The organism is Paracoccus salsus, from assembly GCF_021556615.1.
Classification (GTDB): domain Bacteria; phylum Pseudomonadota; class Alphaproteobacteria; order Rhodobacterales; family Rhodobacteraceae; genus Paracoccus; species Paracoccus salsus.
The window spans coordinates 102122-117787 of record NZ_JAKGGD010000005.1 but is presented as its reverse complement, the minus strand read 5'-3'; the positions used below and the strand labels follow the sequence as shown (position 1 = coordinate 117787).

Genomic DNA, 15666 nt, shown 5'->3' with positions numbered 1-15666 from the left:
CGCGCCATCCGTCGAAACGTCCGGGGGGGGGATGAGGGATGGAACTGTTCTGGCTGGCCGCCGGCACGATCGTCATTGGCGTATTCGGCTGCGTGGCATGGTTCTGGGGATCGAACTGGGTCCTCGACGCGATCTACCCGCCGCGCGGGCAGAACGCCGGCGACAATATCCGCAGGGCAAACCAGATCCGGCCGTGGCTGTTCCTGGGGCCCGCGATCCTGTTTCTGGGGATGTATCTGGTCTATCCGGTGATCGACAGCCTGTGGCGGTCACTGCACAGTTCCGACGGCAGCCGTTTTGTCGGGGTGTCGAACTATACCTGGGCTGCCGGCGACGAAAAGTTCCGCGAATCGATGCTGAACAACATGCTGTGGCTGCTGGTCGTTCCGGCGCTGTCCACGTTTTTCGGCCTGATCGCGGCGCAGCTGACCGACCGGATCAAGTGGGGCAATATCGGCAAGTCGCTGATCTTCATGCCGATGGCGATCAGCTTTGTCGGCGCCGGCGTGATCTGGAAATTCATCTATGAGTATCGCGGCCCGGACGAGACGCAGATCGGCCTGCTGAACTGGCTTGTCACCAGGCTGGGCGGCGACCCGCAGATCTGGCTGACGCTGATCCCGTGGAACAACTTCTTCCTGATGATCGTGCTGGTCTGGATCCAGACCGGCTTTGCGATGGTGATCCTTTCGGCCGCGCTGCGCGGCATCCCCGAGGAAACCATCGAGGCGGCAATTCTGGACGGCGCCTCGCCGATGCAGGTCTTCATGAAGATCAAGGTGCCGCAGATCATGGGCACCATCGCGGTCGTCTGGACCACCATCACGATCGTCGTGCTGAAGGTCTTCGACATCGTCTTCGTGATGACCAACGGCCAGTGGGGCACGCAGGTCCTGGCCAATCTGATGTATGACTGGATGTTCCGCGGCAGCCCCGATTACGGGCGCGGTTCGGCGATCGCGATGGTGCTGATGCTGCTGGTCACGCCGATCATGGTCTGGAACATCATCAACGCGCGCAAGGAGCTTCGCTGATGGAGGGCATGGCCGGAAAGAGATCCTCGCTGTCATGGGCGGTGAACATCGCGGCCTTCCTGCTGGTTCTGCTGTGGACGATTCCCACGCTGGGCCTGTTCGTGTCCTCATTCCGCGACCGCGACCAGATCGCGTCCAGCGGCTGGTGGCAGTCCTTCTCGGCGTCGGAACAGACCGGCTTCGTGCGGACCGGAACGGATGACGACGCCAGGCAGGAGGGCGGTCTTTACGTCATAGAGGGCAGCGTGCTGGAGGGGGACCAGCAACTGGTCGCCTGGGGCACAGGCGCCCGCCGGCCGGCCGAATTCCAGCCCGGCGAGACCGCCCGGATCAACGACGGCTGGGATCTGACGGTGAACGCCGACGGCAGCTATCGGCTGACTTCGGCCGCGCCGTTCGAGATGCGGCGGGGCGAGCGGATCTTCACCACGACCGAGGTGCCCCCGACGATCACCACGGCCAACTATCAGCGCGTGCTGACGGCCGAGGGGCTGGGCCGCGCCTTCATGAACACCATGACGGTGACGATTCCGGCGACGGTGATCCCGATCCTGATCGCGGCCTTCGCGGCCTATGCGCTGGCGTGGATGCAGTTTCCGGGCCGGGCGCTGCTGACCGCGGCGGTGGTCGGGCTGCTGGTGGTGCCGTTGCAGGTGTCGCTGATCCCGCTGCTGCGGCTGCATAACGATCTGGGCATCGGCAAGGGCTATCTGGGTATCTGGCTGGCGCATACCGGGTTCGGCCTGCCGCTGGCGGTGTATCTGCTGCGAAACTACATGGTCGGCCTGCCGCGCGAAGTGATCGAAAGCGCCCGCGTCGATGGCGCGACCGAGTTCCAGATCTTCCGCCGCATCATCCTGCCGCTGTCCTTCCCGGCCTTGGCCAGCTTTGCGATCTTCCAGTTCCTGTGGGTCTGGAACGATCTGCTGGTGGCGACCGTGTTCCTGGGCAACACGCGCGAGCAGCTGGTGATGACCGGGGTGTTGCGCGAACTGATGGGCTCGAAAGGCGGCGAATGGGAGATCCTGGCGACATCGGCCTTCATCTCGATCGCCGTGCCGCTGATCGTGTTCTTTGCGATGCAGAAATATCTGGTCCGCGGCCTGCTGGCCGGATCGGTGAAAGGTGGCTGACTTGACTGGACAGAAGATCGACTGGTGGAAGGGCGGGATCATCTACCAGATCTACCCGCGCAGCTTCCAGGACACGACCGGGGACGGAATCGGCGATCTGGTCGGCATCGCGCAGCGCATGCCCTATGTGGCGTCGCTGGGTGTGGACGCGATCTGGATCTCGCCCTTCTTCACATCTCCGATGAAGGATTTCGGCTATGACGTCAGCGATTATCGCGGCATCGACCCGATCTTCGGCAGGATGGAGGATTTCGACTGGCTGATCGAACGGGCCCATGAGCTGGGCCTGAAGGTCCTGATCGACCTGGTCATGTCGCATACCTCGGACGAGCATCCGTGGTTCGCGGAAAGCCGCGCCAGCCGCGACAATCCCAAGGCCGACTGGTATGTCTGGGCCGATCCCAAGCCCGACGGCACGCCGCCGACCAACTGGCTGTCGATCTTCGGGGGCAGCGCATGGCATTGGGACCCGCGGCGCGAACAATACTACATGCACAATTTCCTTGTCTCGCAGCCGGACCTCAACTTCCACAATCCGGAGGTCCAGGAAGAGCTGCTGGCGATGGCACGGTTCTGGCTGGACAAGGGGGTCGACGGCTTCCGCCTCGACACGGTGAACTTCTACTTCCACGACAAGCAGCTGCGCGACAATCCGCCGCTGCCGCCCGAAAGGCGCAAGGCCGATACCGCGCCGGCGGTCAATCCCTACAACCACCAGAGCCACAAATACGACAAGTCGCAGCCCGAGAACCTGGCCTTCCTGGAACGTTTCGCGGCGCTGCTGCGACCCTATGGCGCCGCCGTCATAGGCGAGATCGGCGACAGCGAACGGGCGCTGGAACTGCTGGAGGAATATACCGGCGTCGCTGGCCGGGTCGAGATGTCCTATGTCTTCGATTTCCTGTCGGGCGAAAGCCTGCCCGCGCAGCGCATCGTCGAGGTCTTCGACCAGTTGCATGGCGTGGCACCGAATTCCTGGGCGTGCTGGGCCCTGTCGAACCATGACGTGATGCGCCACATCACCCGCTGGAACCTGACCGATCAGGCCGCCAAGGCCTATTGCACGGTGCTGATGTGCCTGCGCGGATCGGTCTGCCTGTATCAGGGCGAAGAGCTTGGCCTGCCCGAGGCCGAGCTGTCCTACGAGGAGCTGCGCGATCCCTACGGCATCGAGTTCTGGCCCGAATACAAGGGCCGAGACGGCTGCCGGACGCCGATGGTCTGGGACATGGGCGTGAATGGCGGCTTCTCGACAAGCCAGCCCTGGCTGCCGATCCCGCACGGCCATCTGCAGCGCACCGTCGTCGCCGAAGAAGCCGATGCGCAGTCCATGCTGCATCACTATCGCTGGGCGATCGGGCTTCGCAAGAAACACAGTGCGCTGCGGCTGGGCACGATGACCGACATGCGCGCCGACGGACCGGTGCTGTCCTTCACGCGCGCGGACAACGAACAGACCCTGCAAATCCGCGCCAACCTGTCGGACGAAGAGGCAGGCGGGCTGGGGCCGTGGCAAGTGCAGATCATCGAGGGTTAAACGGGGGAGGGATCGCGAATGGCCGATCTGAAACTGACGGATGTCGCCAAGGCCTATGGCGACGTGCAGGTGCTGAGCAATATCAACCTCGATATCAGATCGGGCGAGTTCATCGTGTTTGTCGGCCCCTCGGGTTGCGGCAAGTCCACGCTGCTTCGGATGATCGCCGGGCTGGAACAGATCACCGGGGGCGAGTTGCAGATCGACGGCCAGGTGATGAACGACATCCCGCCAAGCCAGCGCGGCATCGCCATGGTGTTCCAGTCCTATGCGCTTTATCCGCACATGACGGTGCGCGACAACATGGCCTTCGCGCTGAAGATCGCCGGCCAGTCCAGGGACAAGATCAAGGCCGCGACCGATCGGGCCGGCAAGATGCTGCAGCTGACCCCCTATCTGGACCGACTGCCCAAGGCGCTTTCGGGCGGCCAGAGGCAGCGCGTGGCGATCGGCCGGGCCATTGTGCGCGATCCCAAGGTCTATCTTTTCGACGAGCCGCTGTCGAACCTCGACGCGGCGCTGCGGGTGGCGACGCGGATCGAGATCGCGCAGCTGAAATCCTCGATGCCCGACCGCACGATGATCTATGTCACCCACGACCAGACCGAGGCGATGACGCTGGCGGACCGCATCGTGGTGCTGGCCGGGGGCGGCATCGCCCAGGTCGGCGCGCCGCTGGAGCTGTACGGGCGGCCGGTGAACGAATTCGTCGCCCAGTTCATCGGCAGTCCGGCGATGAACCTGCTGCCCGGCAAGGTCAAGACGACCGGCGAGATGACCACGGTCGCGCTGGATGGCGGGCTTGAGGCGCAGGTCGCCATACCGACCCGCCCCGGCGACGAGGGCATGGCCGTCAATCTGGGCGTCCGTCCCGAAGACATGCGCGAAACCGAGGGCACGCCGGTCTTTGAAGGCAAGGTCGATCTGACCGAGGCCCTGGGCGAGGTGACGCTGCTGTATTTCGGCACCGGAAAGGATGTCGTGCCGGTGACGGCCAAGTTGCCCGGCGTCCATGGGGGCCTGAACGGCCAGGTCGTGCGCCTGACCGCCGATCCCGCCGCGCTGCATCTGTTCCACAAGGGTGTTTCGCTTCTCTATCGCGACGGGGTGGACCTGCCGCCCTATCAGCCGCCGACGGCTCGCCCCTCGGGCAGCGCCGGCGGCGCCCATGGCGCGGCGGCCATGCCGTCCGACACGGACGACCGGGATGACCGCATCGAAGAGGGCCTGGTCAAGCCCCAGGGCCCGGTGCGCTGAGGCATGATCCCGCCGGATCGCGACGAAAGTCCTAAGTCGCGGCCCGGTCGTTCTGCTATACTTCCCCGACCTGGGGAGGAATCATGACGAAACGCAGCCACGCCGATCTGGTGGCCGAAAGATCGCAGTCGAAATCCGCGACATCGGCTCTGGCCGCTTCCTGGCGCCGGTCGATGCTGAAGCACGGGCTTGATCCCGGCGATTCCAGTCGTCCCGAGCGCCTGACTCTGGCCGAGCTTTCGGCCCGCAGGCAGGCAATGGAGGGTTTTCTCAACGTCGCCGGACCGCAGCTTGACCAGCTTTACAATCTTGTCTGCCTGTCTGGCTGCAACGTGCTGCTGACCGACGCGACCGGGGTGGTCCTCGATCAGCGCGTGGACGATGCCGACGCGGCGCAGTTCCGGGAATGGGGGCTGTGGCAGGGCATCGACTGGTCCGAAGCCGCGCAGGGCACCAACGGGATCGGGACCTGCCTGGCCGAGGGGCGGCAGGTCACGATCCATCGCGACGAACATTTCCACACCCGCAATATCGGCATGTCCTGCATGGACGCGCCGATCTGGGGTCCCGACGGACGGCTGGTCGCGGCGCTGGATGTCAGTTCCGCGCGCGCCGACCAGACCGAACGCTACAACCGCCTGATCAGCGCCCAGGTGGCGCAGACGGCCCGCGCCATCGAGGCGATGTTCTTCCGCGCCTCGTTCCCGGGGGCGCGGATCGTGGTCGCCTCGGATGATGGTCCGGACGCGACGATGCTGCTGGCTGTGGACCAGGACGACCTGGCGATCGGCGCGACCCGCGCGGCACGCCGCGCGCTTGGGCTGGAGCGCGAAGGCGCGATCCGGCCGCGTCCCGCTGTCGATCTTCTGGGCCGCAACGGCGACCTGACCGGCTTTGACAAGGCCGAACGGGCGGCCGTGGCGCGGGCGCTGGCGCGGGCCGAAGGCAATGTCTCGGCGGCGGCGCGGGCGCTGGGGGTCGGCCGGGCGACCATGTATCGCCGCATGGCACGGCTGGGCCTGACCTGAAAATCGCGCAGACTGTCTCATCCCTGAGACAGCCGCCGGCGACCGCGACCCCGGTGCCGTTGAAACGAATCGACCCGGCACCGAGATTGGGACGAGACCCGAAGAAGGAGACTTCGGGACCATCAGAGGAGGAATGGAATTATGCCGAACGATCAGACGCACGAGTTCAAGGGCGTGGGCGTGATGCCCTTTGCCAAGCGCTATGACAACTTCATCGGCGGCCAGTGGGTGGCGCCGAAATCGGGCAAGTACTTCACCAACACCACGCCGATCACCGGCGGCGAGATCGGCGAGATCGCCCGCTCGAACGCCGACGACATCGAGGCGGCGCTGGATGCAGCCCATGCCGCGAAGGACGCCTGGGGCCGCACCTCGACCACCGAGCGGTCGAACATCCTGTTCCGCATCGCCGACCGGATGGAGAAGAACCTGGAACTGCTGGCGACCGCCGAGACCTGGGACAACGGCAAGCCGATCCGCGAGACGATGGCCGCCGACCTGCCGCTGGCAGTGGACCATTTCCGCTATTTCGCCGGCGTGCTGCGCGCGCAGGAAGGCGGGATCTCGGAAATCGACCACGACACCGTCGCCTATCACTTCCATGAGCCGCTTGGCGTCGTGGGGCAGATCATCCCGTGGAACTTTCCGCTGCTGATGGCAACGTGGAAGCTGGCACCGGCGCTGGCCGCTGGCAATTGCGTCGTGTTGAAGCCCGCCGAACAGACCCCGGCCGGGATCATGGTCTGGGCCGATCTGATCGGCGATCTGCTGCCGCCGGGCGTGCTGAACATCGTCAACGGGTTCGGTCTGGAAGCCGGCAAGCCGCTGGCCTCGAATCCGCGCATCGCGAAGATCGCCTTCACCGGCGAGACGACCACCGGCCGCCTGATCATGCAGTATGCCGCGGAAAACCTGATTCCGGTGACGCTGGAACTGGGCGGCAAGTCGCCCAACGTCTTCTTCCAGGATGTCGCGCGCGAGGACGACGATTACTTCGACAAGGCAATCGAGGGCTTTGTGATGTTCGCGCTGAACCAGGGCGAGGTCTGCACCTGCCCGTCGCGCGCGCTGATCCATGAATCGATCTATGACCGCTTCATGGAACGGGCGTTGCAACGCGTGAAAGACATCGTTCAGGGAGACCCGCGCGACAGCGCGACGATGATCGGCGCGCAGGCGTCCAGCGAGCAGAAGGAAAAGATCCTGTCCTATTTCGACATCGGCCGCAAGGAAGGCGCCGAGGTGCTGACGGGCGGCAAGGCGGCCGATCTGGGCGGCGAGTTGTCGTCGGGCTACTACATCGAGCCGACCGTCCTGAAGGGCCACAACAAGATGCGGGTCTTCCAGGAGGAGATCTTCGGCCCGGTCGTGTCGGTCACCACCTTCAAGGACGACGACGAGGCGCTGTCGATCGCCAATGACACGCTTTACGGCCTTGGGGCGGGAGTCTGGTCGCGCGAGGCCAACACCTGCTACCGTTTTGGCCGCGCCATCAAGGCGGGCCGGGTCTGGACAAATTGCTACCATGCCTATCCTGCCCATGCGGCCTTCGGCGGCTACAAGCAGTCGGGCATCGGACGCGAAAACCACCGCATGATGCTGGACCACTACCAGCAGACCAAGAACATGCTGGTCAGCTATAGCCCCAAGAAACTGGGCTTCTTCTGATCCTGCCACGGCGGGCGGCCCCCAGGGGCCGTCCCTTTCCCCGCAAGCCGCGGGGACCCCGCGGCATCAGCGCGGATTGTCTCCTTCCCTGCGGGATTGCGGCGTCCCTCCCGGGATCGCCCGGGGCTTGTTGTCGGGCACGCTGACGCTGGAATTGCAACGCCGGATCGCGGAGAATTCGCAACAGCCGGGCCTGAAGCCGGAGGAAAGACCCGAAATTCCTGAAGAGGAGCTTGAAGACATGAGCACCGTCACCGCCACGCCCGCGGCGCTGCAACTGATCGAGGAAATCACCGCCGATCATGGTCCCGTCCTGTTCCACCAGTCGGGCGGTTGCTGCGACGGGTCCAGCCCGATGTGCTATCCGCAGTCCGACTTCAAGATCGGCGAACGGGATGTGAAGATCGGCGAGATCGGCGGCGCGCCCTTCTATATCTCGGCCAGCCAGTACGAGACGTGGAAACATACCGACCTGATCATCGACGTGGTGGCGGGGCGCGGCGGGATGTTCAGCCTGGACAATGGCCGCGAGAAACGCTTCCTGACCCGGTCCGAGATCTGCTCGACCTGATACGCCCCATGATTGTGGCGACCAGGGGATTGGCCTATAAGCGGCGCGTTCCCTGAGGAGATCCGATCATGGCCTACAGCATCTTCATCGACGGCGAAGCCGGCACCACGGGTCTGCAGATCCGCGAACGGCTGGAGCCGCGCGAGGATATCCGGCTGATCACCATCGACCCGGGTCGCCGCAAGGACGCCGACGCGCGTCGCGAGGCGTTCGAGCGGGCCGATATCGGCATCCTCTGCCTGCCCGACGAGGCGGCCCGCGAGGCGGTCGAACTGACCCGCGATCTGGATGTCAGGCTGATCGACGCCTCGACGGCGCATCGGGTCGATGATCGCTGGGTGTTCGGCTTTCCCGAACTGTCCGACGAGATCCGCGACCAGATCGCCGAGGCAAGGCTGGTCAGCAATCCCGGCTGTTATTCGACCGGCTCGATCGCCATCATCGCGCCGCTGGTCGCGGCCGGGTTGATCGACGAGGACGAACCGCTGGCGATCAATGCCGTCAGTGGCTATACCGGCGGCGGCAAGGCCCTGATCGCCGAGTATCAGGATGGCGGCGCCCCGGCGCATTTCGTCTATGGCCTGACCCAGCGTCACAAGCACATTCCCGAGATCATGGCCCATGCCGGCCTGCTGGTGCAGCCGGTGTTTTCGCCTGCGGTCGGCAATTTCGCGCAGGGCATGGTGGTGCAGTTGCCGTTGCATCTGGACGACGAACGCACGGTGGCGGCGCTGTTCGAGGCGCTGTCCGAGCACTATGACGGCCAGCAATTCGTGCAGGTCGTGGATGCCGAAGAGGTCGGCTCGCGGCTTGTGCCGACCGCGATGAACGGCACCAATGTCATGCGGATCAGCGTGCATGGCGATGACGACAACGGCTGCGCGACGGTCGTCGCGGTGCTGGACAATCTGGGCAAGGGCGCGTCCGGTGCGGCGATCCAGAACGCCAATATCATGCTGGGACTGGACGAGGCCGAGGGGCTCTGAGTTTCGCCTTGCGTCCGGTCCCGCCGGCCTCCGACGCCCTATCCGCGCGACACGGGCGGGACGGCCCGGAGGGTTTGCGCGCCAGGCGCGGGCACCGGCACCTGCCCTGAAGCCCCGGGCGGGACGTCCGGCCAGGCATCCGGCGACAGCATCGACCTTGCCTTCGACGCCACCGCGCGGTGCCTGTCGAACGACGACATGCTGTTCTAGCGTCCGGCCGGCGGCGTATCCTCGACAAGGGCAGGCCGGAAATACCGCTTGGTCCGCTGCCCGGTGGTGATCGGCGTGATCCGTTCGATGCAGCGGCGATAGTGGTCGGTCTGCCCATGGGCCTTCAGCGCATCCTCGTCGATGAAGATCTCATAGACCGTGAATCGGTTGTCGTCCTCGGGGTCGCAGAGCAGGTCAAAGCGCAGATTGCCCGGTTCGCGCTGCGTCCCCTGCCAGTTGATGCGAAACGCCTCGAGAAAGTCATCCCGGTGGCCAGGCAGCACCTCGATGCTGACAAGTTGTATCAACATGCCGATTTTTTCCTTCTTGCGGTCGATGGTAACGACTTGACGGAACCACGGTGATGGGCTCTAGAAAATCTATATCGCGGATCATTGCGCTTGAGCCAGATGACGCGCGGTCCGTTCGCCGGACGCAAGGCCGATTCTGCCGGATTGCCGACGGTCCTGCGCTATTGCGTGTTTGCAAGTTGCTCGGTTCGGCATGGTGGTTTTCCTCAGACCCTTCACCGCCCGCCTGCGCCGCCTCGCCCGGCGCGGTGCGCCGGAATTCTTCGCCAGCGCCACAGAAACCTGGCAGGTCGGCCCCGCCGAAACGATGCACTATCTTCCCTCGCGCGCGCTTCCGGGACAGGTCGAGCGGATCCGCGCCTCGGTTTTCGCGCCGCTGCCTGACACGATCGAGGCCCTGACCCGCCGGGGCGACACCCATGAGGGGCCGACGACGGCCTGGCGGCTGCGCGGCGTCGATCTGGTGGACGGGGTGCTGTATCACGGCGGGGCGGAATACCATCTGCGACCGCGCCAGCGCCGTTTCGGCCTGACCCCGCGGCCCCGGACCGAGGCAAGCGGCACGCTGTATGAAAGCTGGACCACGAATCGCTGGTTCGGCAGCTGGCTGATGGACGCCACGCTCACCTACGAGCTGGCAGAGGCGCAGGGCAGCCCTGTCAGCATATCGGCCGCCAGGCCGCCGGGCAGCCATCAGCATGATTACGAGCGGCTCATCGGAATGACGCCTGGGCGTGTGGAGGCCGACGTGCATTTCACCGATCTGGTGATGTTCGGCGATCTTGCCAATAACGGTCACAAGGCGGCGCGCGCCCGTGCATTGCGCCGCCGCCTGCTGGCGGGCCGCGATCCCAAGCCGGTGCCCGGCGTGTTCCTGCTGCGCGGAGATGCGGGCGACCGGCGTGTGCTGGTCAACGAACGCGACCTCGCCGAATGTCTGGCGGCCGAGCGCGGGTTTCGGGTGATCGATCCGCTGCAGGCGACGGTTGAGCAGTTGATCGAAGCCTGCGGGGCCGCAAGGATCATCGTCGGGGTCGAGGGCAGTCACCTGGTTCACGGCATAACCGTCGCGCCCGAAGGCGCCGCGATCATTCCGATCCAGCCGCCGCTGCGGGTTGCCGCGACGCTGAAGCAGATGACCGACCGCCTTGGCCAGCATTACGGGCTGCTGGTGGCCGAAGGCGGCGACATCGAATTCCGGCTGTCGCGGGACGACCTGTTCGCCACCATCGACCTCTTTGACTGAAAGCCGGCCCGACGCCCGACGCCCGAAAATCGCCGCACGATCCCGCCACGGCTCGCCGCGCGTGGGGGGCGGGGCGCGACAGGGCCGGCGGGGCATGCGCGGCGACGTCTGCATGGGTCGCCGGGTGGAGTGGTGTTCCTACCCGGCTTGCCCGGAATAGTTGTCCAGCGGCGGACAGGTGCAGATCAGGTGGCGGTCACCATGGGCGTTGTCGACACGCCCCACCGGCGGCCAGTACTTGTCCACCCGAAATGATCCGGGCGGAAAGCAGCCCTGTTCGCGCGAATAGGGCCGGTGCCATTGCGCGACCAGGTCCTCGACGGTGTGGGGTGCGCGGCGCAGAGGGCTGGCTTCGGCCGCGATCCGGCCTTCGGCGACATCGGTGATCTCGTCCCGGATCGCCAGCATGGCGGCGATGAATCGGTCGATCTCGGCCTTGGTTTCGCTTTCGGTGGGTTCCACCATCAGCGTGCCGGCGACCGGCCAACTCATCGTCGGGGCGTGGAACCCGTTGTCGATCAGTCGCTTGGCGATGTCATCCACGGTCACGCCATGTTCGGCAAAGGGCCTTGTGTCCAGGATGCATTCATGCGCCACGCGGCCGCGATTGCCCATGAACAGGATCGGGTAGGCCCCCGACAGGCGGCTGGCGATGTAGTTCGCGTTCAGGATCGCGACGCGCGTTGCCTGGGTCAGCCCCGCGCCGCCCATCATCAGGCAGTAGGCCCATGAAATCAGCAGGATCGAGGCGCTGCCGAAGGGTGCGGCCGCGACGGCCCCGCTGTCGGGATCGCGCGGATCGCCCGGCAGATGCGGGGCCAGATGCGCCTTGACGCCGATCGGCCCCATGCCGGGACCGCCGCCGCCATGCGGAATGGCGAATGTCTTGTGCAGGTTCAGGTGGCTCACATCGCCGCCGATCTCGCCGGGCTTCACAAGACCGACCAGCGCATTGAGGTTCGCCCCGTCGATATAGACCTGGCCGCCATGCTCATGGGTGATCCGGCAGACATCGCGGACCGTGTCCTCGAAGACGCCATGCGTGCTGGGATAGGTGATCATCACCGCGGCCAGACGGGTCCCGGCCCTGGCGGCCTTGTCGGCGAAATCCTCAAGATCGATGTCGCCGTTCGGGGCGGACTTCACGACCACGACCTTCATGCCGCACATCTGGGCGCTGGCCGGGTTGGTGCCATGCGCCGACATCGGGATCAGGCAGACATCGCGCTGATCGTCGCCATTGGCGCGGTGATAGGCCTGGATCGTCAGCAAGCCCGCATACTCCCCCTGCGCGCCGCTGTTGGGCTGCATCGAAAACGCGTCATAGCCGGTGATCTGGCACAGCTTGTCGGTCAGATCGGCGATCGCCTCGGCATAGCCGGTCGCCTGGTGGCGCGGCGCAAACGGGTGCAGGGCCCCGAATTCCGGCCAGGTGATCGGCATCATCTCGGCGGCGGCGTTCAGCTTCATCGTGCAGGACCCCAGCGGGATCATCGCCCGATCCAGGGCCAGATCGCGATCCGAGAGACGCCGCATGTACCGCATCATCTCGGATTCGGCCCGGTTCATGTGGAACACCGGATGGGTCAGGTAGTCGCTGTCACGCAGCAGGTCCTCGGGGATCGCCGGGCTCATGGCGGGTGCGGCGGCCTGATCGATGCCGAACGCATCCAGAAGTCGCGCGATCACGGCGGCATCGGTGGTTTCGTCCACGCTGATCCCCACCCGGTCGCGGCCGACCTTGCGAAGATTGATCCCGCGCTGTTCGGCTGCCGCAAGGATGCCCGCCTGCCCGACGCCAACCTTGACGGTGATCGTGTCGAACAGCGCCGGCGGGGCGACATCCGCGCCCGCCGCGCGCAGCGCATCGGCCACGGTGACCGCGTGCAGATGCACCCGCTGCGCGATGGCGCGCAGTCCCTCGGGACCGTGGAACACCGCATAGAACCCGGCCATCACCGCCAGCAGAGCCTGCGCGGTGCAGACATTGCTGGTCGCCTTTTCGCGCCGGATATGCTGCTCTCGGGTCTGCAAGGACAGCCGGTAGGCCTGGTTGCCGCTGGCATCCACGCTGACCCCCACGATCCGTCCGGGCATCGCCCGCTTCAGTGCGTCCCGGCAGGACATGAACGCGGCATGCGGCCCGCCATAGCCCATCGGCACGCCGAAACGCTGCGCCGATCCGACCGCGATATCGGCGCCCATCGCGCCGGGCTCCTTCAGCAGGCACAGCGCCAGCAGGTCGGTCGCCACGATGGCCAGCGCCCTGGCGTCGTGCAGCGCGTCGATCTCGGGCGTCAGGTCGCGGATATGGCCATAGGTGCCCGGATACTGGAAGATGGCGCCGAAGACCTGGTCTGGAACCAGATCGTCCACCGATCCCTTGACGATCCGGATCCCCAGCGGCGCGGCCCGCGTCTCGATCACCGCGATGGTCTGCGGATGCAGGTCATGGGCCACGAAGAACGCGTCCGCGCTGGATTTCGCCTGCCGCCGCGCCATGGCCATCGCCTCGGCTGCCGCGGTCGCCTCGTCCAGCAGCGAGGCATTGGCGACAGGCAGCCCGGTCAGGTCCGCCACCATCGTCTGGTAATTCAGCAGCGCCTCAAGGCGACCCTGGGCGATTTCGGGCTGATAGGGTGTATAGGCCGTGTACCAGGCCGGGTTTTCCAGGATGTTGCGCTGGATCGCGGGCGGCGTGAAGGTGCCGTAATAACCCTGCCCGATCAGGCTGGTCATGACGCGGTTCTTCTTGGCGACCGCCTCCATCCGGGCCAGCAAGGCCGCCTCGGACAGGGCGGGCCAGTCCAGCGGCCGGTCCTGGCGGATCGCCTTGGGGACCGTCTGTTCGATCAGCGACTCAAGGCTGTCGGCGCCGACAGCCTTCAGCATCTCGGCCATCTCTGCCGGAGACGGCCCGATATGGCGCCGGTTGGCGAAATCGTCGGGGTTGTAGTCGGTCGGCATCCAGCGGGTCATGCGCGTGTCCATCAGTTCCGGTCGACAATGCGGCCTGCGCCGCATTCTGGTCGTCATGCGAAGCGCCCCGGTCTTCGCCGGGCCGCCAGGCCCGGCAGGGGGTGGATCAGCCGATCAGGGCCGTGTAGGCGTCCTCGTCCAGGAATCCCTCGATTGCGTCGGGCTGCGCCGGGCGGATGCGAAAGAACCAGGCCGCCATGGGGTCTTCGTTCACGGCCCCGGGATTGTCGGCCAGATCAGCGTTGACCGCCGAGATGACGCCCGCGACCGGCGCGGTGATGTCACTGGCGGCCTTCACCGATTCGATCACCACGATCTCGTCTCCGGCCGCGACCTCGCGGCCTTCCTCGGGCAGTTCGATGAACACCACATCGCCCAGCTGCTCGCTGGCGTGGCTGGTGATGCCCACGACGATCTCGTCGCCCTCGGCGCGCATCCATTCATGGTCTTCGGTGTATTTCAGCATGGGTTCCTCAGCGTTTGTAGGACGGCGTGATGAAGGGCAGGGGGGCGACCGTCACGGGCAGGCGTTTGCCGCGCAACTCGGCGAAAACCGTGTCGCCGTCCGGGATGCCGGCGGGAATGCGGGCCATCGCGACCGGTCCACCGACCGAGGGTCCGAACCCGCCCGAGGTGATGCGGCCGATTGGCTCGGCGGCATCGGCGGACGGAAAGATCGGCACGCCCTCGCGGATCGGCGCCCGCCCCTCGGGCCGCAGGCCCCGGCGGGTGGCCGACGCACCCCCGGCCAGTTCGTCGAGGATCGTCTGCGCGCCCGGAAAGCCTCCGGCGCGGGCGCCCCCGTGGCGGCGCAGCCTGGGGATCGACCAGCCAAGCGCGGCGGCGGCCGGTGTCACGCCACGGTCCATGTCGTGACCGTAAAGCGGCATTCCCGCCTCCAGCCGCAGGCTGTCGCGCGCGCCAAGCCCGATCGGCGCGACCCTGTCATCGGCCAGCAGAGCCGTCGCGAAATCGACCAGAACCGCCTCGGGGACGGAAATCTCGAACCCGTCCTCGCCGGTATAGCCCGACCGCGAGATCCACATCTTTTGTCCGCGCCAGTCAAGACTGCGGCTGTCCATGAAGCGCATGTCCGCCGCCTCGGGGATCAGCGCGGCCAGTACGGGCGCGGCCTCTGGGCCCTGCAACGCGACAAGCCCCCGATCGGTGACCGGCAAAACCTCGACGCCCTCCAGCGATCGCAGATGCGCGATATCCTGATCGGCACAGGCGGCGTTGACGACCAGCAGGAAATGGTCGCCACGATTGGCGAACATCAGATCGTCCAGAATCCCGCCCTTGGGGTCGGTGAACAGCCCGTAGCGCTGCCGGCCCGGGGCCAGTCCCAGCAGGTCGGCGGGGATCAGGCTTTCCAGCGCCAGCGCCGCGCTGGACAGCACACCGTCGGACGGCACGACCAGCACCTGTCCCATGTGGCTGACATCGAACAACCCGGCCTGCGCGCGCGTGTGCAGGTGCTCGGCCATGACGCCCGCCGGGTACTGGACCGGCATGTCCCAGCCGGCAAAGGGCACCATTCGCGCGCCCTGTTCGACATGAAGATCGTAAAGCCCGGTCCGGCGCAGTTCCTCGGCCATCTGGCCTCCTCTCGTCTCGCCGGGCAGGCCGGCATCGATCATGCGGGCTCAGCCGCGTTTCGATGCCCCCTCTGTCCCTGCCCGCACGGGCGCCTGAGATCGTTATCC

At 66.0% G+C, this 15666-nt stretch carries 13 protein-coding genes; 9 read left to right on the top strand and 4 right to left on the bottom strand.

Annotated elements, in window-relative coordinates; genetic code table 11:
* Positions 1-38: 38 nt before the first annotated feature.
* The 8 genes from L1965_RS11335 to argC all read left to right on the top strand — a co-directional run bounded on the left by L1965_RS11335 (position 39) and on the right by argC (position 9214).
* Positions 39-1034 (top strand): carbohydrate ABC transporter permease, encoded by a 996-nt coding sequence (locus tag L1965_RS11335; protein ID WP_235756554.1) that lies wholly within the window; start codon positions 39-41, stop codon positions 1032-1034.
* Positions 1034-2167, top strand: coding sequence for a carbohydrate ABC transporter permease (locus L1965_RS11330; protein ID WP_235756553.1), 1134 nt, complete (start codon positions 1034-1036; stop codon positions 2165-2167). The genes L1965_RS11335 and L1965_RS11330 overlap by 1 nt, the downstream gene beginning before the upstream one ends.
* A 1-nt stretch (position 2168) precedes the next feature.
* Positions 2169-3704, top strand: a complete 1536-nt coding sequence (locus tag L1965_RS11325) for an alpha-amylase family glycosyl hydrolase (protein ID WP_235756552.1) — start codon at positions 2169-2171, stop codon at positions 3702-3704.
* Positions 3705-3722: 18 nt separating this feature from the next.
* The gene (locus tag L1965_RS11320) at positions 3723-4961 is read left to right on the top strand and encodes an ABC transporter ATP-binding protein (RefSeq protein WP_277882964.1); all 1239 of its coding nucleotides are present in this window, start codon (positions 3723-3725) and stop codon (positions 4959-4961) included.
* 83 nt (positions 4962-5044) lie between these two features.
* A complete protein-coding gene (locus L1965_RS11315; protein ID WP_235756551.1) occupies positions 5045-5989 on the top strand; it encodes a GAF domain-containing protein in 945 nt (314 codons plus the stop codon).
* 141 nt (positions 5990-6130) lie between these two features.
* The gene (gene adh / locus L1965_RS11310) at positions 6131-7657 is read left to right on the top strand and encodes an aldehyde dehydrogenase (RefSeq protein ID WP_235756550.1); all 1527 of its coding nucleotides are present in this window, start codon (positions 6131-6133) and stop codon (positions 7655-7657) included.
* 241 nt (positions 7658-7898) lie between these two features.
* Positions 7899-8228 carry a DUF779 domain-containing protein gene (locus tag L1965_RS11305; protein WP_235756549.1) on the top strand — a complete coding sequence of 110 codons (330 nt, stop codon included), beginning with the start codon at positions 7899-7901 and terminating at the stop codon, positions 8226-8228.
* Positions 8229-8296: 68 nt separating this feature from the next.
* Positions 8297-9214, top strand: a complete 918-nt coding sequence (gene argC, locus L1965_RS11300) for an N-acetyl-gamma-glutamyl-phosphate reductase (protein WP_235756548.1) — start codon at positions 8297-8299, stop codon at positions 9212-9214.
* A gap of 206 nt (positions 9215-9420) precedes the next feature.
* On the opposite strand, the gene L1965_RS11295 is transcribed toward argC, so the two are convergent.
* On the bottom strand, positions 9421-9735 hold the full coding sequence (locus L1965_RS11295; RefSeq protein ID WP_235756547.1) for an antibiotic biosynthesis monooxygenase: 315 nt from the start codon (positions 9733-9735) through the stop codon (positions 9421-9423).
* Positions 9736-9928: 193 nt separating this feature from the next.
* On the opposite strand from L1965_RS11295, the gene L1965_RS11290 reads away from it, so the two are divergent.
* Positions 9929-10981: a glycosyltransferase family 61 protein gene (locus L1965_RS11290; RefSeq protein ID WP_235756546.1), complete on the top strand. Its 1053-nt coding sequence runs from the start codon at positions 9929-9931 to the stop codon at positions 10979-10981.
* A 138-nt stretch (positions 10982-11119) separates the two neighbouring features.
* On the opposite strand, the gene gcvP is transcribed toward L1965_RS11290, so the two are convergent.
* The 3 genes from gcvP to gcvT all read right to left on the bottom strand — a co-directional run bounded on the left by gcvP (position 11120) and on the right by gcvT (position 15600).
* Positions 11120-13960 (bottom strand): aminomethyl-transferring glycine dehydrogenase, encoded by a 2841-nt coding sequence (gene gcvP / locus L1965_RS11285; protein ID WP_235756545.1) that lies wholly within the window; start codon positions 13958-13960, stop codon positions 11120-11122.
* Positions 13961-14066: 106 nt separating this feature from the next.
* Positions 14067-14423 (bottom strand): glycine cleavage system protein GcvH, encoded by a 357-nt coding sequence (gene gcvH, locus L1965_RS11280; RefSeq protein WP_235756708.1) that lies wholly within the window; start codon positions 14421-14423, stop codon positions 14067-14069.
* Between the two features lie 10 nt (positions 14424-14433).
* Positions 14434-15600: a glycine cleavage system aminomethyltransferase GcvT gene (gene gcvT / locus L1965_RS11275; RefSeq protein ID WP_235756544.1), complete on the bottom strand. Its 1167-nt coding sequence runs from the start codon at positions 15598-15600 to the stop codon at positions 14434-14436.
* Positions 15601-15666: the final 66 nt, after the last annotated feature.